Origin of the sequence: Pricia antarctica (assembly GCF_900101815.1) — a bacterium.
In the GTDB taxonomy this organism is placed as follows: Bacteria; Bacteroidota; Bacteroidia; order Flavobacteriales; family Flavobacteriaceae; genus Pricia; species Pricia antarctica.
Window position 1 is genome coordinate 503,926 of the sequence record NZ_FNAO01000002.1, and the last position, 19,172, is coordinate 523,097.

Here is a 19,172-nt window from a genome sequence, read left to right on the forward strand (position 1 = left end):
GTGGCGACTTTGCAGACGGATCAATCCATCCGAAATGTTAAAGGCGTACCACCTTCCTTGCTCATAAAGGAGGATTCAGCCATTCTAAGCATTATGTGGATTTTAAAAACAACATACCAACGAAATACATTTTTATCATGAAAACAAAACGCTACTGCCTAGCCCTAGACCTAAAAAACGACCCCGAACTTATCAAAACCTATAAAGAATACCATGAAAACGTATGGCCCGAAATAACGGCCAGCATTAAGGATGCCGGCGTCGAAAAATTGGACATCTACCACGTAGAAAACCGTTTATTCATGATTATGGAAACCCGTCCCGATTTTTCGTTCGAGAAAAAGCAAAAAGCCGACGAGGCCAATCCCAAAGTACAGGATTGGGAAACTTTGATGTGGAAGTACCAACAGGCTATCCCAAATACGAAACCTGGTGAAAAATGGCGGCTTATGGCTCCTATTTTTGAGTTGGATAAAGCATGATTTTTTATTTTTTCTTGCCTACCAATCCCTTTGTAAATTCGTTCAGGGTCTCCACTTTTTCCTCAAAATCGCCTTTGATGGTCTTTCGGTATTCGTTGAGGTTCTTTACGAGATCATCGATGTTTTCGGGAATGACATCCTCGAAAAATTGGCGTAGGCGTTTGGCCGTGGTGGGCGATTTCCCATTGGTCGAAATGGCCACTTTCACATTGCCCTTGGTCACGATACCGCCCATATAAAAATCGCAGAACGGCGGATTGTCGGCAACGTTCACCAAAATACTTTTCGTTCGACAGTCGTGATACACCTGTTCATTGACCTCCGGGCTATCGGTGGTAGCGATGACGATATGCCGATCCGTAAGATATTCCAAATTGTAGGTATCGCAATGCATGGCAATACCGAACTTTTCGGCCAAGACTACGGTCTCCTCCCGAAACATCGGAGCCACCATTTCCACCTGCGCAGCGGGACTCGATTTCAACAAAAAAGTCAACTTTTCGAGGGCCACATTGCCGCCTCCGACAATCAGGACATTCAATTGGGATACCTTTAAAAATATGGGATATAGTTCGTTGCGTTCCATGGGGATTTTGTTTGGTGCAAAAATAGAGATTAAAATAAAAAGCCGAAGTAGATGACATCCTCCAAAGCCAGGGTATCCCTGTTTTCTTTAATTTTTTATTTCCCAACAGAAAAACTACCTTGTCGATAGTATACGCTGACTAATGGATATCCTGCAAAATTACAGCTGGTTTTTGGGGAAATGCCCAAATAGGATACTTATTAGTCCCAAAACTATAGTGCAGGACAAAAAAATATCGGTTTAGGTCATTTATGGAGTAGTTCAACGGCCGCTTAAGCCTTAATTTTGTTATTATACCCTTTATTAAATGAAAAATACCACCCTTATTACAAATATCGTGGTCAAGGACATCCGCTTTCCGACCAGCCGCTCATTGGACGGCTCCGACGCCATGAATCCCGATCCTGATTATTCCGCTGCATATGTAATCCTAAAAACAGATCATCCGGATGGATTGGAGGGACACGGTTTGACCTTTACTATCGGCAGGGGCAACGAACTTTGTGTTGCTGCCGTAAAATCGCTTTCGTACTTGATTGTGGGTAAGACCCTTGAAAGTTTTACTTCGAACATGGGCGATTTCTATAGGATGGTTTCCGGGGATAGCCAATTGCGCTGGTTGGGGCCTGAAAAAGGAGTCATCCATCTGGCCACGGCCGCTGTGGTCAATGCCGTTTGGGATTTGTACGCCAAGAAGGAAGGCAAACCGCTTTGGAAACTCTTGGCCGATATGTCCCCTGAAGATTTGATTTCCTGCGTGGACTTTACCTATATTACGGATGCAATTACACCTGATGAAGCCCTACAATTATTAAAAAGCAAAGAATCGTCAAAACAGGAACGTATCGATACATTACTACGGGAAGGCTATCCCGCCTATACCACATCCGCGGGATGGCTGGGCTATTCCGATGAAAAGATGCGCCGGCTGTGTCGGGAGGCCAAGGCCGAAGGTTTCGATCATATTAAAATAAAGGTAGGTTCCGATCTGAAGGATGATATGCGTCGGGCAGCCATTATCCGTGAAGAAATCGGTCCGGATTTAAGACTGATGATGGACGCCAACCAAAAATGGGATGTTGACGAGGCCATTGCCAATATACAACAGCTGGCGAAATTCGATCCGTGGTGGATCGAGGAGCCTACGAGTCCCGATGATATTCTCGGGCATGCCAAAATCGCCAAGGCCATTGCCCCGATACATGTTGCTACGGGCGAGCATTGTCAAAATCGGGTGATGTTCAAACAATTGATGCAGGCCCGCGCCTTCGGAATCTGCCAGATCGATAGCTGCCGGGTAGGGGGCGTCAACGAGATATTGGCAATTTTGTTGATGGCTGCCAAATTCGAAATTCCTGTATGTCCGCATGCGGGTGGAGTGGGTCTTTGCGAGTATGTACAGCATTTATCGATGATCGATTATATCGCTGTGAGCGGTTCCCTTGAAAATCGCATAATAGAATATGTGGATCACCTGCACGAGCATTTTCTCGACCCCGTAGTCATAAAGAACGGAGCCTATATGCCTCCGAAACTTCCGGGATATAGTATCGAGATGAAAGCGGAATCATTAGAAAGTTATCGTTTTCCCGAGGGAAAGATTTGGAAGGAAATTGCAAAGGAAAAGGAGTAAAACCTTTCGGTCAAAATTATGACGGCGCGGAAATATAAAAATAGCTTTGTATTTTAATGACCGGATAGCGGTTGGAAAACTTGGACAAAGTTGAAGGTCAATTATCAAAGCAAGAATTAAAAACTTAAAATAGATCAGAACATGAAATTAATACGATTCGGCGAAGCAGGAAAAGAGAAAACCGGTGTTCAACTTGAAGACGGCACCCGGTTGGATGTATCCGCTTTTGGCCAAGAGTACGACGAGAACTTTTTTGGAAATGAAGGCATCGCCAAACTCCAAAAATGGATGGCATCCCACCAAGGGGATTGTCCGAAAATCAGCGGCGATGTGCGTTTGGGACCTCCCTCGGTCAGGCCTTCCAAACTGGTCTGCGTAGGCTTGAATTACGCCAAGCACGCCGCGGAAAGCGGAATGGACATCCCTGAGGAACCCGTTCTTTTCTTTAAGGCTACCTCGGCAATCGTCGGTCCGAATGACGACGTGATCATTCCCAAAGGAAGCGTAAAGACCGATTGGGAAGTGGAGCTGGCCGTGGTCATCGGCAAAAAAGCCTCCTACGTTTCCGAGGCGGATGCCATGGACCATGTCGCAGGCTATGTGCTGCATAACGATTATAGCGAAAGGGAATTCCAGTTAGAACGTTCCGGCCAATGGGTGAAAGGTAAAAGCTGCGACACCTTTGCGCCGCTGGGCCCGTTTATAGCGACCAAAGATGAAATCAAAGATCCGCATAACCTCGACCTCTGGCTGACGCTCAATGGCGAAACGATGCAAAATAGCAACACCTCCGATTTCGTTTTCGATATTCCCAAACAGGTCAGCTATATCAGTCAGTTTATGACCCTACTGCCCGGTGATATTATCTCGACGGGCACGCCTTTCGGTGTAGGTCTTGGTCTCAAACCCCAGAAATACCTGAAAGCGGGTGATGTAGTCGAATTGGGAATCGAAGGTTTAGGAACCTCGAAGCAGACGGCGAAGGCTTACGGGTGAGAAAGTATAAACAGGGAAAAGCTGTTTTGGTGACGGTCGGCGGTAAATGTTTAAGGCTCAATCCATTGCTAAAGCCAAAAGGGCCTTGAACCACTTAAAACCTGAACCCCTCGATTCAAATAAACTAACCGCTAAAAATCCAAAAAAAATGGGTGATTCAAAAAACAATTTCGATAGAAGGAAATTTTTACGGTCCTCCGCTTTGGTCGGGGCCTTTTTAGGACTACCTGGGGCCGCGGCTTTCGGCAAAGCGGATGTGGACAAAGCCATAGAACGGATAACCGCTAAGCGTCCCTCACTTGGAAAATCCGTAATAGGTCTTAAAACCGATCCCATCGAACAGGTAAAGGTCGCCTTTATCGGGGTGGGCAACAGGGGCAGCGGTCACGTTAAGCAAATGACCGCCTTACATCCCAAGGCAACGATAACCGCAATCTGTGACCTACGTGATGAGTATGCCCAGAAATCCGTTGATTTTGCGAAGGAAAAAGGACAAAATCCCAAAAAATACAGTGGCTCGGAAGATGCCTGGAAAGAAATGGTCAAACGTGACGACATCGATCTGGTCATTATCGCCACACCTTGGGACCTGCACGTGACGATGTGCGTCTATGCCATGCAACAGGGCAAACATGTAGCCACGGAAGTACCGGCCGCCTATACGGTAGAAGATTGCTGGAAATTGGTCGATACTGCCGAGGAGACCCAGCGCAACTGTATGATGTTGGAAAATGTCTGCTATGGCGACGAAGAATTGACACTTTTGCAAATGGTGGACCAGGGCTTTTTCGGTACCCTCACCCATGGCGAAGCGGCCTATATCCACGATTTGAGGGAATCGATGTTCAGCAAGACCGGATACTACGACCAATGGCGGATACGCCACCACGTAAAATACCACGGCAATCTCTATCCGACACATGGCCTCGGTCCCGTGGCCCAATATATGGGCATCAACCGGGGTGATCGCTTCGGCCATCTGGTTAGTATGAGCTCGCTGGAAGCCAGCCTTTCGGAGTATGCGAAAACCGTTGAACCCGATAATGAGTTCTACAATTATACGGATTTTAAGCACGGCGATATGAACACTAGCTTGATCAAAACGGCGAAGGGACGCACTATTATGGTTCAGCACGACACGGCATCGCCGAGGGTTTACAGCCGTATCAATGCCCTGATGGGTACCAAGGCCTATCACGAAGGCTACCCCAGCCGTTTGAGCGTTAACGGCAACCACGAGTGGCTTACCGAGGCCGAACGTGCCGAGATTTTTGAAAAATATAAACATCCCATTTGGAACAAACTAAAAGACGAGATAGCCAAAAACGGCGGTCATGGCGGTATGGATTTCGTGATGCTTTACCGGCTCATCGATTGTTACAACCAAGGAATTATGCTCGATCAAGATGTGTATGACGCCGCCGATTGGTCCGTGGTCACCCCACTTTCGGGCATATCGATCCAGATGGGCAATTCCGCGGTCAAGTTCCCGGATTTCACACGGGGGAAATGGCAGGAAAATCGGGCGTTGGGTATTATGAAGAATGTTTAGCGATTGCCTAAAACCATCCTTTACCATGAAGTCCTTACGCTTGTTCTTGATACTGTTATCCTCCATTTACATTTCGTGTGACCCCGTCGGTCCGCCTGCTCCCATAGGTCCCTTACCGTCCGAACGGCAAATGGGCTGGCAGCAATTGGAGTATTATGCCTTCATCCATTTCAACATGAATACCTTTACGGATATGGAGTGGGGTACGGGCGGCGAATCTCCCGAACAGTTCAATCCATCAGCGCTCGATGCCAAGCAATGGGCGAAGGTCGCCAAAGATGCGGGCATGAAAGGCATCATCATCACGGCAAAACATCACGACGGCTTTTGTCTTTGGCCGACAAAGACTACGGAGCATTCGGTCAAGAATTCCCCATGGAAAGGCGGCAATGGTGACGTAATCAAAGACCTATCAGATGCCTGCAAGGAATACGGGCTCAAATTCGGCGTCTATCTTTCCCCTTGGGACCGGAATAGCGGAGACTACGGCAAACCGGCATACGTAGCGGACTTCCACGAACAATTGCGGGAACTATTGACCAACTACGGAGACATTTTCGAGGTTTGGTTCGATGGGGCCAATGGTGGAACCGGCTATTACGGGGGTACGAACGAAGAGCGAAAAATTGATAACAAGACCTATTACGAATGGGGAAAGGCCACCAAAATAATCCGGGAGTTACAACCTGATGCCGTCATCTTCAGCGATGCCGGGCCCGATATCCGATGGGTGGGCAATGAAGAGGGATATGCCAACGAGACCAATTGGAGCATTATGCGCCGCGACGAAATCTATCCCGGATGGCCGCGCTACAAAGAACTGCGTTCGGGGCATGAGGACGGAACCCACTGGCTTCCTGCCGAGGCAGACGTTTCTATGCGTCCCGGATGGTACTATCATCCCGCAGAAGACCACCAAGTCAAAACCTTGCCCCATCTCTTGGATATCTATTACCGTTCCGTAGGAAGAAATGCAAGCTTGTTGCTCAACCTGCCTGTTGACGATCGTGGATTGGTGCATGAAACCGATGTAAAACAACTGATGGCACTACGGCAACAATTGGACAGGGATTTCGAGACCGAACTTGCTAAAAACACCAACGTGAATGCTTCCGATGAACGCAAAAGTAGTTCGCAGTACGGTGCCAATAATGTAAACGATGGTGATCTCGAAACCTATTGGGCGACCAACGATACGGTAAGCGCTGCATCCATCGATTTTGAATTCGCCAAGCCCACCGAAGTCAACCGTATCCTATTGCAAGAATATATCCCGTTGGGGCAACGGGTCAAAAATTTTGTAGTGGAGGCCGAGGTCGACGGCCAATGGCGTGAAATCGACGGGCAGACGACCATTGGATACAAGAGAATATTGCGTTTTGATCCCGTTAAGACATCTAAAATAAGAGTCGATTTTCTGGATGCCAAGGGACCATTGGCCATTTCGAACATTGAATTGTATCGGGCGCCGAACTTGCTCACCCTACCCAACATCCAAAGAAATAGGAATGGGATGGTAACACTATCGGTGCCCGACAAAAATGTTGAGGTGCACTATACCTTAGACGGTAGCGAACCCCGGGTGACTTCCCCAAAATTCGAAAAGCCGTTTTTAATCGATGCACCTACCACGTTAAGGGCCATCGCCTATGATCCCGAATCGGAAGACACGACTGAAAGTACATCCAACTATTTGGATATCGCCAAAAAGGATTGGAAGTTTATCAAAGTATCCACGGGAAATATTATGGAGGCCGTAAAAGCCATTGACGATAATCCCGATACCTTTTGGGCTACGGCCGAGGGAGCGAAAACACCTCAGGAGGTGATTATCGACCTTGGGAAAACCCATACGCTGAAAGGCTTTACCTATGGGCCCATACAAGAGCGATATCCTTTTGGAATCATCACTGATTACGAGTTTGCGGTCAGTTCGGACGGTAGCCGTTGGAAGACCGTTGCCGAAGGCGAATTCGGCAATGTAGTCAACAACCGTATCGAGCAGACTGTCGATTTTGACCCGACAAATGCCCGCTATATCAAATTGAAGGGCATAAAAGTGAACGGAAAGGATTTTAGAACGTCATTCGGAGAAATCGGAGTAATCACGGAGCGGAATTAAGAAGAATCTTTAAAGAACGAGTGGTCTTAATTTTTTATATCATTGCAGTATCTTTACAGAAGATATTATTGGTTCCTAACAGATGGTCATCCTTCAGAACTAATTTTGATTGATGAATTATAAAACATTGTGAGCGTATATCGCTTTGGTTTTTTTTTCGTTATAAAAGAGATATATCGACATTTATTCTAATTAATAAAACGGGATTTTGAATTTGAAACCTGCTTATGTACTTTCTGGTCAACAGCCGGCTTTAGGAGTTGTTCGTGCTCTCGGCGTCATGGGTGTACCGATTGTGGTATTGCATTACAAAGACGAGGATGTGGCGTATTTGTCCAAATATGTTACGCACAGTGTGGCATCACCACATCCTGAAACTCATGAAAAGGAATTTATTGAGCTGCTATTGAAAAGTGCCGCCCAATTTGGTGATGGCATTTTATATCCGGCATCGGATGAGACCTTGGTGGCCGTTGTGAAAAATAAGGAAATCCTTGAAAAACATTTCAATGTGCCCAGCCCTGATTGGGACGTTGTTCAGAAGTTTATAGAAAAAAAATATACGTACGCAATTGCGGATGAAAATGGAATCCCTGCCCCCAAAACAATCACTCCCAGCTGTTTAGAAGATGTTTTGCGTTATGCAGAACAAGTTGATTTCCCGTGTCTTGTCAAACCGAGTCAAAGCCATCTTTTTTTCGATCATTTCAAACGTAAAATGTTTGCTGTAGAGAATAAAGACGAATTAATTTCTATCTATAATCAATCTGTCGATGCTGGACTTGAAGTGATGTTACAGGAAATTATTCCGGGAGATGATCTGAACGTTGTGAATTACAATGCTTATTTTTGGGAGGGTAAGCCATTGGTCGAATTTACTGCCCAACATATTAGAAACGCCCCGCCGTGGTGGGGATCACCAAGAGTCGTTTTGAGCAAAGACATTCCAGAGGTCATTGAACCCGGTAGAAAAATTTTACACGCTATGGGTTTTAATGGATATGCGTGTACGGAATTTAAGAAGGATGAACGAAATGGCATCTATAAACTTATCGAAGTTAACGGACGTCACAACTTGTCAACGAGTCTTGCGGTCGAGTGCGGAATTAACTTTCCTTATTTACAATATCGACATATACTTGAAAACGAACGACCCTCACAAAGTAGTTATAAAGAAGGTGTTTATTGGCTCGAAATAATATCTGACATCACAAACAGCATAAAATTTTTTCGGCAAGAGAAATATACCTTATCACAATATCTGCGTCCTTATGTGAAGCCAAACGTATTTGCCACCTTTGCATTATCGGATCTTCGGCCGTATCCAAAAAGGATGTTTATTCCGATAAAAAAGGGGTTCCATGCACTATCTAAAAAACTTTTTGGAGGTAAATAAAACGCTTTTGTTTACTATTTCTTACAAAATTACCTGCTGTTTTCTACTTTTTTGTTGAACTAAAAGACTATCCGTAATTACCGAAATGGCGAACCTCTTAACTTATCGAACATTTTGTTGGCTCGCTCGACTGTTTCCTTTGGGACTTGTTCAAATTCCCTTTCAGTGACCTTGTAGACTTTCTGGACACTGTCAAGCTTTTTGTGCATCATTTGTACCACATCGGCGTAGGCTTCGTCATCGCTACTGTTGGTCAGTTCCTTGGGATCTTTTTTCAAGATCGTTGAATTTCCAGGCATTTTGATTTTTTTGGTTGGGTTTCCTTAGCCTGCCTCGTTCTTTTATGGAGTTTTCACCAATTTTTCGGACACCCCGCATTCTCGGCGTCCCTAACTGATACTAATTGTTATTTTGGCCCCGAGGTTTCGTAGGGATTTCATGCCTTAAGGCAAAAGTCTTACCCTAATATCCTTGTAAAAAACAACACTGCCGGGGTCATGGCCCTGTAGGGCGAAAGTGCCCGAGCCCAACACCCGGTTTTTCTCTCCCTCCCCTCGTTTCGGATTATCCGGCTCGGTGTAATCCACGGTCACGATATCGTTGATCTTAACGATAATCCGTTTCCCTTCAACCTTAATATATTCGGTGTACCATTCGTTGTCCTTTACATAGGTTTCCCTGATGTCAACGATGCCGTATAGACTTCCGGTACGTTTCCAGTCTTCTTGGGAATTATTGACTTGTACCTCGTAGCCCTGCGAAGGCCAGCCGTCTTCTTGATATGCGGTATGGATGTAGATTCCGGAATTGGCTCCCGGTTTCGTCATGACGGTCGCCTTGAACTCGAAATTGGTGAAATCGTGGTTTTCTAACTCCCCCTCATAGAACAGGTGCGCCGTGGGACCGGCCACTTTGATTGCCCCGTCCGATACGGAAAAAGTATCCGCATGGTTGCCCACTTTCCAACCGTCCAGATTTTTTCCGTTAAAAAGGGAAATCCAATCTTCGTTTTTTTCGTTGTCCATTTTCTGGGCCGATACCAAGTTGGATAGGCCGAAGGCTAGAAACAGAAGTAGTGCATATTTGAAATTTGTTTGCATTGTGAACTATTTTAAGGTGAAAGTTGTTTTTAAAAGGGCATCGGAATCCGTTCCCACGAAAACCTCGAATTCGCCGGGATCGGCCACAAAATCCAATTCGCTGTTATAGAACTTTAAGTCTTCCGGTTGCAGTTCCAAGGTAACCATTTTTTGCTCCCCTTTTTTCAAAAACTCCTTTCTAAAACCTTTCAATTCTCGTTTCGGGGGGGTAATACTGCGCACTACATCCCTTAGATACAGCTGAACCACTTCTTCACCATCAAAGTTGCCCGTGTTTTTCAAGTTGACCGAAACGGTCAAAGCTTCGTCCCTACCGATTTCGGATTTGTTCAGTTTAAGATTCGAATATTCGAATTCCGTATAGCTTAAACCGTATCCAAAGGGTAGCAAAGGGGAGTTGGGCGCATCCAAATAATTGGATTTGAATTTTTGGAAGGCTTGGGATTCGGCGGGGCGTCCGGTATTTTTCATGCTATGATAAATAGGAATTTGTCCTACACTTCTAGGCCAAGTGGCCGTCAGTTTTCCGGAAGGATTATAATCCCCAAAAACCACATCGGCGATGGCATTACCAGCCTCCACTCCGGGATGCCAAACCTGAAGAATGCTTACCGGAAGCTTAAATTCGGTTTCAATGGTCAGCGGTCGGCCGCTCATCAAAACCAGTACCACTGGTTTTCCGGTTTTAACCAAGGCCTGTATCAGTTTTTTTTGGGCATCGGGAATCGAAATATCCGTTCGGCTGGCGGCCTCTCCTGTCATTTCGCTGGCCTCGCCTACTACGGCAACGATCGCATCGGACGCCTTGGCCACTTCAAGGGCTTCGTTTAAAAGGGTTTCGGGGGAACGTTTATCGATTTCTATTTTTGGTCCGAATACGTTTACGTTTTTGGCCATGACGGTATCGTTGGAAATATTGGCACCCTTGGCATAGCGTATCGCAGCATCGGGAGCGACCTTTTTAAATCCTTCTAGCACGGTAACGGCCAATTCAGGATCACCGGTAGGCGCCCAGGTGCCGAGCATATTGTTCCGGCTATCGGCCAAGGGGCCTATCAGGGCGATTTTAGCCGTTTTTTTTAGGGGCAGGGTATTATGGTGTGTCTTAAGGAGGACAAAACTGTGCGCTGCGACCTTGCGGGCCAAGTTTCGGTTTTCGTCGGTCAGGATGTCCTTTTCAGGCCGTTTTTCATCGGAATAGCGAAACGGATCGTCGAAAAGTCCCAATTTGTGCTTGGCTTCCAAAATACGTCTACAGGCATTGGTGATTGCCGCTTCAGTCACCTTGCCTTCATCTAAAGATTTTTTAAGGGTGGTCAAAAATCCTTCCCCAACCATATCCATATCCAGACCCGCAGTAATGGCCTGCGCCGAAACGGCTTGTAGGTCGCCCAAGCCATGGGCGATCATTTCGTTGACCGAGGTGTAGTCGGAGACCACGAACCCCTGAAATCCCCAACGTTTTCGCAACAGGTCGGTGATCAGCCATTTGTTGCCCGAGGCGGGAACGCCGTCAACGTCGTTAAATGAAGTCATGGCACTGGCGACTCCCGCGTCGACCGCCGCTTTGTACGGCGGCAGGTATTGGTTAAACATTTTTACCTTGCCCATATCCACCGAATTGTAATCGCGGCCCCCTTCGACGGCCCCGTATAACGCTAAATGTTTTACGCAGGCCAGCATCGTATTGGGTGCGGTCAAATCACTGCCCTGATAACCCTGCACCATGGCGGTAGCAATGGCAGAGCCCAAGTAGGGATCCTCTCCGGCCCCCTCTGCGATACGACCCCAGCGCGGATCGCGGGCGATATCGACCATGGGTGAGAAGTTCCAGTTGATGCCGTCGGCCGTGGCCTCCTTGGCCGCGGTCTGTGCCACTTGCTTGATCAATTCCATATCCCAGCTCGAGGCGGAGCCCAAGGGAATGGGAAAGGTGGTCTTGTAACCGTGAATCACATCGGAACCGATAAGTAGGGGAATCTTTAAACGGGAACTGTTGACCGCAATTTCCTGTGCCTTGCGCACCTTATCGGGGCCCGTAACCCCAAAGATACCGCCAACTTCGCCCGCCTTGATCTTGCCCTCGACATCTTCGCTCACTACGGATCCGGTAGCCACACCGCCCCCCGGGGTCAACAGGTTCAGTTGACCTATTTTTTCGGCTAGGGTCATTTTTTGCAAAAGGGACTCCACCTCGGGGATGGTATTTTGCCCTTGTGCCGTAAAAGGACCTAAGCCTATCAAAAGGACGATAGCAATAAAGGGCATCCCTAAAAACCTTATTTTGGTTACTGACTTGTTATTTTTCCCACCTACTTCGTTGCCAAAATACTCATTTAGCCATGCCAAACCCCGTTTTTGGCGCCTAGTAACTGAAAAAAATCCCTGCTTCATCAATACAAAAAGAAATATTAGAGATGCCCTATATTTTTGGAGTCTCATTTCATTTTGAATTTATGATTATGGGCTGGGTCCAGGCTTTTTCAAATTCGGTCTCATCAAAAAAGTTTTGGTTCGTTTTGTCCGATATGACCTTGGCCCTTACAAAAACATATCCGTCTGGGAATGTGAAATTTGCGTGGGTACCTTCGACCTTCTCTATGATTTGGGATGTTTTGGAAGATGCATCCCTTCCAATCAACTGAATTTCATAATGCACTCCAGGCTCGGAAGCTATTTCAATTTTTAGGCGGTCGTTACTGATTTCCAAATGCTTTAAGACCACTCCCGTAGAAGCATAGAAATCTCCTTTTTCCATGGCCTCGATAATGCTGGAGGCTTTCAGGGAATCTGTTCTGACCATCAACCATCCCCTTCCGGGATTGCTATAACTTTTATCAAACCGATGGTAATGGTGACTGTCGTCGGTAGCCAATCCATATAACAAAGGTTTCTTTTCCTGTAGATAGGAACTATTTATCAAATCCCACATTTCTTCGGTGCCCAGATGGGTCGAATCGCCTTCATTGTGTACCGCGGGATGCCCGTTATATACCTCGAAAAATCGCACATCGTGCAAGGGGATAAAATCATCGGCTGAAATACCGTACCCAAAGTTCGGGTGGTTGATATGGGGCATGATCGGCACATGTAAGCTTTTACGCTGTTGTAAAACGGCATCGATATTATTTTGGATAACTTCGGTGACACTTTCACCGTTCTTTGGATCTATTTTCTGTTGGATATTGGTGGCGTTAATGTGGATGGGCTTATCCCCAAAGTTGGTGGTCAATTCTTCGGATTGAATGATCAAGAATTCGCCATCTTCCTCAAAAAGTGGCCGATATTCCATTAAAGTCTTCAATTTCACTTTCGTGTGGCCTACGCTGTCCAATTTATGGATTACCCAGTCCTCTCCATATTTTTTAAGGTAGTCTCTAAAACCTTTTTGTAGATATTCTTTTTCGGATAAGGTGATCCATTTTTCGCCCTCTGCCAAAGTGTTATGATCGGAGAGTACCGTAAAATCATATCCGTCGGACTTATACCATTCCATGATCATTTCCGGAAATTGATCTCCGTCGCTCCAATACGAATGGGCATGCAGATTGCCTTTGTACCATTTTTTATCCTGCGAAAACCCCTGAAAATGCAGAAATAGCACGGAAAGAATTATGCCTAAAAAAACCTTGTTTGTCATCTTATGTTTGATTGAGAGCCTGTTTCAGGTTCTTGTTCCATCGAAGCCCTTATTCCACTTTCACCACCGGACTTCTTTCCCCCACGCCATTTTCACTAAAGGCCTCGACTGCAAAATAGTAATTTTGTTCGGAATTCAACCACCTTAGCGTAACCGAAGTACTGTCGTAGCCCAACCAAGAGCTGTAGAGTTTGTCGGGCGCAAAAAGTTCGCCATTCTCGTTTGCCGCTAGGCCCCAATTTTTGCTTGCTGCGTTGTAGTCGAAGATTTTATAGTTGTGGATGGGAGGTAACAGATTTTGCCCCGTTAAAGTAACTGGGAGGATAAGAAAAAGTAGCAGCCCACAAAAAAAAATTCATTGCCTTAGGGTGTTTCTATTAACAACAACAAGTTACAAAAAACAAAGATGCAACAATCATCAAGGCCTTTCCATTGATTTGATGCATACCCTCAAAAATAATTTCATTTACATCATCCCATTATCGAATACTTTCGTAAATAGCCCTGAATGTAGCGGTTTGAAATTAATACAGAATTGGCAAAAACTCATAAGCAAAGGTTTTACTTTTGAATTTTATGAGACTTATCGACCCACTTTGGAGAAAAAGAAAAGAAATAAAATTTTACGGCGTTTAGGTCGGGTGTTCCTCGTAATAATCTTGCTATTTGTGGCTTTGGTGCTTTTTATCCGCAGCCCTTGGGGGCAGGATATCATTGTGACGAAGGCTACGGATTATGTTTCTGGTAAAACGGGTACGAAGGTCGAGATTGACCGTTTGTTCCTCACGTTTTCAGGGAATTTGTCTTTGGAAGGCTTATATCTGGAGGATAAAAAAGGGGATACTTTAGTCTATTCAAAGGCCTTGGAAGCCGATGTGGGCTTGTCGCAGCTGACTTTTGGGAACGAATTCGATCTCGAATATTTGAGATGGGAAGGCCTAAAAGCGAATGTCACCCGACAGGAAGGTTCCGAGGATTTCAATTTTACTTTTTTAATCGATGCCTTTGTGTCGCAGGATTCGGTTCCTGCTCCCGAACAAGCGAAATCCGAACCTATGGCGATCAACGTTGGTTCCATTGATTTGAACGATTTTGATATCGTTTACGATGATGGATTTATGGGTATTGACAGTAAATTCAGGCTCGGTCGATTATACTTGGAGGCCAATACCATCGATCTAGAGGCCATGCGTTTCGAATTGGACGATCTCGAACTGAGCGACACCGAGGCTGTTTATAAGCAGACCAAGCCCTTTCCGGAAACGGAGGATACCACCGAAACGGCTTTACCCTTTCTGGCGGTCGAAAGTTTTAAGATCGAGAAGGTAAGGGCGAATTACCACTCCTTGCCGGATAGCGTAATGGCCGATGTCGAAATCGGGAATTTCCTATTGGAATTGCCAAAAGCCGATCTCGCCAAGAACGATATCGAGGTAGCAACTTTGGAGCTTAAAAATTCCGATATTTCCCTGCGGATGCCCGGGCAGTCAGCACAATCGGAAGACTCGGTTGCCGTTGCCCATACCGGTTTCGAATGGCCGGAATTTTTGGTGCAAGTGGATAAGATCGATTTTGAAAACAACAATATCGCCTACGCTACGGGAAATAATAGTCCCCAAGCCGGAAAGTTCAATCCCGATGCCGTGGCCATTTCCCATTTCACCTTTCAGGCCAGCGCAATCGAATATCGGCCAAAAGCCGCAAACCTAGAGCTGCGGCAACTAGCCTTTAACGAAAAGAGCGGATTCCAGTTAAAGGATTTCGCCTTCAGTGCCCGTCTTAAAGATGGCAGCGCGGCCATTTCGGGGCTAAAAATTCGAACGAAAAACAGTTCCGTTTCAGGAGATATGTCTTTGGAATATGCCTCCGTAGACGCACTGATCGAAACTCCTGAAAATGCCCAAATCGATATAAATATTCCCGACCTGAATCTGGCCCTGCAGGATGCCTATGTTTTTCAGCCCGACCTCGCCAACAACGAATACATCAAAAAAGTGGCCGAAAGACCCGTTACCGGTAATCTTGAGGCCAACGGTACTTTGGCCAGTATCCAAATACCGAATTTGAATATCGATTGGGGCGAAACCACCTCGCTAGTCGCAAAGGGGCAGGTGAACCATGTCACAGAACCCGAGTCTCTTTCCTTTGATTTCAATACCATTAGGGCTACTTCCGCAAGAAATGATGTGTTGCAATTTGTATCCGAAGATAGTTTGGGCATATCCATACCCGAAACGATTCTTGTGGATGCCTCCGCTAAGGGCTCCGTCGATGATATGGCTGCGGATGTCCTCCTGAAAATTCCCGAAGGTACCGTACAGCTTACCGGTAGCTATTCCAATCGACAGAGCATCGCTTTTGACGGCAATTTGAAAGTGGATAGTCTGCAGTTGGACAAAATCTTAAAAAACGAACAGCTGGGGGCAATAACCTTTACCATGGACGCCAAGGGTAGTGGCAGCAGCTCCAGCACGCTCAACGTCTCCTTAAAATCCGATTTCCAGCAACTTTCTTTCAAGGATTATGATTTTTCGAATCTCGCGTTAGAAGGGGATATCGTCGACGGCAAGGGCGATATCGACCTGAATTTTAAGGATGATAACCTGAACCTGAAGACGAACTTTCAAGTCGACCTTGATTCGTTGGACTCCAACATAAAACTCGATTTAAACCTGATCGGGGCCGATTTGCAGGCATTGGGGGTCACCCAAGAAAATATCAGGGCAGGGATGAAATTGAATGCCAATTTCAGCGGAAATGCCGAAGATTTTAGCATTGACGGCCTACTTTCCGAAGGTACCGTGGTCTACGAAAACAAACAGTACAAACTGGGCAACATCCATCTGAATGCTGCAATTAGCACAAAAAGTACCGAAGCCAGCATCGACAGCGATTTTCTCACAGGCGACCTGAAGTCCAACGCCACTCCCGATAAGATTACCGCCGCCCTGCAAAGGCAGTTCGAGGGGTATTTCTCCGATGCCGTTGTTTCCGATACCATTTCCGACGCCGTGCGATTACAAATGAATGCGCATTTTAGGACCCTCCCTATTTTAACGGATGTATTCCTCAAAGGCTTGGAACGTTTGGATACCTTAAATTTAAAAGCCGATTTTGACGCATCCACTAAAAAGCTGTCGGCCAGGCTCGACCTGCCTACCGTCACCTATGCCGGTTCATCCGTCGACAGCCTTGAGGTACTGCTCGACGGTAATGCTACCGATCTCGATTTTAGCGCGGGACTGGCGGCCTTGAAATCCGACCCCATAAATGTGAAACGCATACTTTTCAAGGGGGACCTAAAGAACAAGCAGATGCATTTGGACTTCAGTTCTTTTGACGACCAAGAACAACTGGTGCACCTGGCGGCGGAAATGGCCTTGAAAAAAGATACGGTCAACTTGAGCATTTCCCCCAAAAACCTAGTATTCAACAAAAAGCCATGGTCCGTTCCGGAAGATAATCAAATAGCTATAGGGGATAAGCTGTTGCATTTTAAAAACTTTATCCTTAGCCGTAACGACCAACGGCTTACCCTAAGCAATGCTATCGAGGGCGTAGAAAAAGAGCATATCGGTTTGCGTTTTGATAATTTTAAGTTGCAGACTATTTTAAGTCTATTGAATCCTGACGAAGCCTTGGCGGGGGGATTGGTAAAGGGGAACGTGGTGGTCGAAAATCCTTATGGTGCGACGGGCATCGTGGCCGATTTCAACATTGACGATCTCAAGGTCATGGAGAATGCCTTAGGAAATCTTTCGTTGAATGCTGCGTCAAAGGGTCAGGGAAGCTACGATTTTGACCTTGCCTTAAAAGACGGGGGCATCGATTTTGATCTTACGGGAGATTATGCCGCTGCCGAAGCCGGTGCAAAACTAGATTTGGATCTCATTTTGAACAAAGTGGAACTTGCGGCAATCGAAGGTCTTTCCCAAGGGGCGATCAAAGAGGCCAGCGGATATGTATCTGGAAACGTAAAAGTCAGCGGAACCACCGCCGAACCCAAATACCAAGGGCAGTTCGATTTCAATCAAGTGGCGTTCAACGCGGCTACCTTAAATAATGTATTCAAAATAGATAATGAAACGCTAAAAGTGGATAATTCCGGACTCTATCTTGACACCTTTAAGATTTCGGATGCCAACAACAACGCGTTTACTATCGGCGGTTCTATCCTGACCGAAGAATTGACCAATCCCGCTTTTGACCTTAGCCTGAAGGCCAAGGCTTTTCAGGTGTTGAACTCCACCGAAGAAGATAATGAACTGTTTTACGGCAAGGCCAGCTTCGATACCGATATGACGGTGGGGGGCAATCTTGACCTTCCTAAGGTAGAAGGAAAACTGCGCATACGAAAGGTCACCGACGTCACCTTCGTAGTGCCCGAAGAACAATTGGACGTGCAGGAAAGAGACGGTGTGGTTATCTTTGTCAACCGCGAAAATCCCGATGCCATACTCACCAAAAACGAAGAAGAAGAGGCCCCGGCATTTTTTAAGGGGATGAACGTCGATGCCATACTGGAAATCGCCAACGATGCTGTATTCAACGTGATTATCGACAAAAAGACCGGCGATAACCTGCAGGTTTCCGGTGAGGCGGCCTTGAACCTAAATATAGAGCCGAACGGAAGAATCGGTCTTTCCGGCCGGTACGAGGTGAACTCCGGCCACTACGAAACCAGTCTCTATAATTTAGTAAAACGTAAATTCGAGATAAAGCCCGGAAGCACCGTTACTTGGCGGGGTGAACCGATGGACGCGGCCTTGGATGTTACCGCCGTCTATGAGGTAGAAACCTCAGCGGCGCCTTTGATGACCACGGTAACTTCGGGAGAAGATCCTAATGTGGCCGGAAAATTTCGCCAGGTATTGCCCTTTTTGGTATACCTTAATGTAAAGGGCGAACTGTTGCAGCCCAAACTATCTTTCGGGATGGATATGCCCGAGGATGAGCAAGGTGCCCTGGGCGGCGCGGTATACGGTCGGGTACAGCAACTGAACGAACAAGAAAGCGAACTGAACAAGCAAGTATTTTCGCTTTTGGCGCTCAATAAGTTTTTTCCGGTCTCCGGAAGTGATGGTAGTGGCGGCGGTACCGCGGCAATTGCGAGGGACAATGTGAACAAGATGCTCTCGGGACAGTTGAACTCCTATTCCGATAAGGTTTTTGGCAATACCGGCATCGACCTCAATTTCGACCTCGACAGCTTTACCGATTATCAGGGCGATAGTCCCCAAGACCGTACCCAGCTCAATATCAACGCCCAGAAAAAACTGTTCGACGACCGCTTGATTGTCACCGCGGGCAGTGCGGTAGATGTCGAGGGCAGTTCGTCGCAGAGCCAAGGTTCGACCCCGCTCATCGGAAACGTTAGTCTAGAATATTTGCTGACCGAAAACGGGAGGTATCGATTAAGGGGCTTCCGAAAAAACGAGTATACCAATGTCATCGACGGGCAGTTGATCGTAACGGGCGCGGCCTTGATATTCAATCGGGAGTTCAATAAGTTCAGCGAGCTTTTTAATCCTCTGAAAGAGGAGGTTAAAGAGGAGGTGGAGGTTGATAAAGAGGATACCGATAAAAACGCGGATAGTGAGGATAATGATAAGAAAGACGATAGCGTCAAGAACGAGTCAAAAGAGAAGAAATAATACCTAATTGC

General features: G+C 46.4%; 12 protein-coding genes. 7 read left to right on the top strand and 5 right to left on the bottom strand.

Going from position 1 to position 19,172, the window contains the following annotated elements:
- The first annotated feature begins 137 nt into the window (after window positions 1–137).
- Complete coding sequence (locus BLT07_RS04945; RefSeq protein ID WP_091866356.1) at window positions 138–482, top strand: L-rhamnose mutarotase; 345 nt, start codon at window positions 138–140, stop codon at window positions 480–482.
- 4 nt (window positions 483–486) lie between these two features.
- Here the strand turns inward: BLT07_RS04945 and BLT07_RS04950 are convergent, their stop codons facing one another.
- Complete coding sequence (locus BLT07_RS04950; protein WP_091866358.1) at window positions 487–1,068, bottom strand: precorrin-2 dehydrogenase/sirohydrochlorin ferrochelatase family protein; 582 nt, start codon at window positions 1,066–1,068, stop codon at window positions 487–489.
- Window positions 1,069–1,375: 307 nt separating this feature from the next.
- Here BLT07_RS04950 and BLT07_RS04955 point away from each other — a divergent pair, with 307 nt between their 5' ends.
- The 5 genes from BLT07_RS04955 (at window position 1,376) to BLT07_RS04975 (ending at window position 8,767) form a co-directional block, all read left to right on the top strand.
- Window positions 1,376–2,701 carry an L-fuconate dehydratase gene (locus BLT07_RS04955; protein WP_091866360.1) on the top strand — a complete coding sequence of 442 codons (1,326 nt, stop codon included), beginning with the start codon at window positions 1,376–1,378 and terminating at the stop codon, window positions 2,699–2,701.
- Window positions 2,702–2,842: 141 nt separating this feature from the next.
- Complete coding sequence (locus BLT07_RS04960) at window positions 2,843–3,697, top strand: fumarylacetoacetate hydrolase family protein (protein WP_091866362.1); 855 nt, start codon at window positions 2,843–2,845, stop codon at window positions 3,695–3,697.
- A gap of 148 nt (window positions 3,698–3,845) precedes the next feature.
- Window positions 3,846–5,249, top strand: a complete 1,404-nt coding sequence (locus BLT07_RS04965) for a Gfo/Idh/MocA family protein (protein WP_175455261.1) — start codon at window positions 3,846–3,848, stop codon at window positions 5,247–5,249.
- A gap of 25 nt (window positions 5,250–5,274) precedes the next feature.
- The gene (locus tag BLT07_RS04970; RefSeq protein ID WP_091866366.1) at window positions 5,275–7,371 is read left to right on the top strand and encodes a discoidin domain-containing protein; all 2,097 of its coding nucleotides are present in this window, start codon (window positions 5,275–5,277) and stop codon (window positions 7,369–7,371) included.
- A gap of 208 nt (window positions 7,372–7,579) precedes the next feature.
- The gene (locus tag BLT07_RS04975) at window positions 7,580–8,767 is read left to right on the top strand and encodes a carboxylate--amine ligase (protein WP_091866368.1); all 1,188 of its coding nucleotides are present in this window, start codon (window positions 7,580–7,582) and stop codon (window positions 8,765–8,767) included.
- Window positions 8,768–8,844: 77 nt separating this feature from the next.
- On the opposite strand, the gene BLT07_RS04980 is transcribed toward BLT07_RS04975, so the two are convergent.
- From BLT07_RS04980 to BLT07_RS04995, 4 genes are all read right to left on the bottom strand, one after another.
- Complete coding sequence (locus tag BLT07_RS04980; RefSeq protein ID WP_091866370.1) at window positions 8,845–9,066, bottom strand: hypothetical protein; 222 nt, start codon at window positions 9,064–9,066, stop codon at window positions 8,845–8,847.
- Between the two features lie 144 nt (window positions 9,067–9,210).
- On the bottom strand, window positions 9,211–9,867 hold the full coding sequence (locus tag BLT07_RS04985) for a 3-keto-disaccharide hydrolase (protein ID WP_091866372.1): 657 nt from the start codon (window positions 9,865–9,867) through the stop codon (window positions 9,211–9,213).
- A 6-nt stretch (window positions 9,868–9,873) separates the two neighbouring features.
- Window positions 9,874–12,135 (bottom strand): beta-glucosidase BglX, encoded by a 2,262-nt coding sequence (bglX, locus tag BLT07_RS04990; RefSeq protein WP_091866512.1) that lies wholly within the window; start codon window positions 12,133–12,135, stop codon window positions 9,874–9,876.
- A gap of 175 nt (window positions 12,136–12,310) precedes the next feature.
- Window positions 12,311–13,507, bottom strand: a complete 1,197-nt coding sequence (locus BLT07_RS04995; protein WP_217633291.1) for a CehA/McbA family metallohydrolase domain-containing protein — start codon at window positions 13,505–13,507, stop codon at window positions 12,311–12,313.
- Window positions 13,508–14,025: 518 nt separating this feature from the next.
- Between BLT07_RS04995 and BLT07_RS05000 the strand changes: the two genes are divergently transcribed.
- Window positions 14,026–19,161 (top strand): translocation/assembly module TamB domain-containing protein, encoded by a 5,136-nt coding sequence (locus tag BLT07_RS05000; RefSeq protein ID WP_175455262.1) that lies wholly within the window; start codon window positions 14,026–14,028, stop codon window positions 19,159–19,161.
- Window positions 19,162–19,172: the final 11 nt, after the last annotated feature.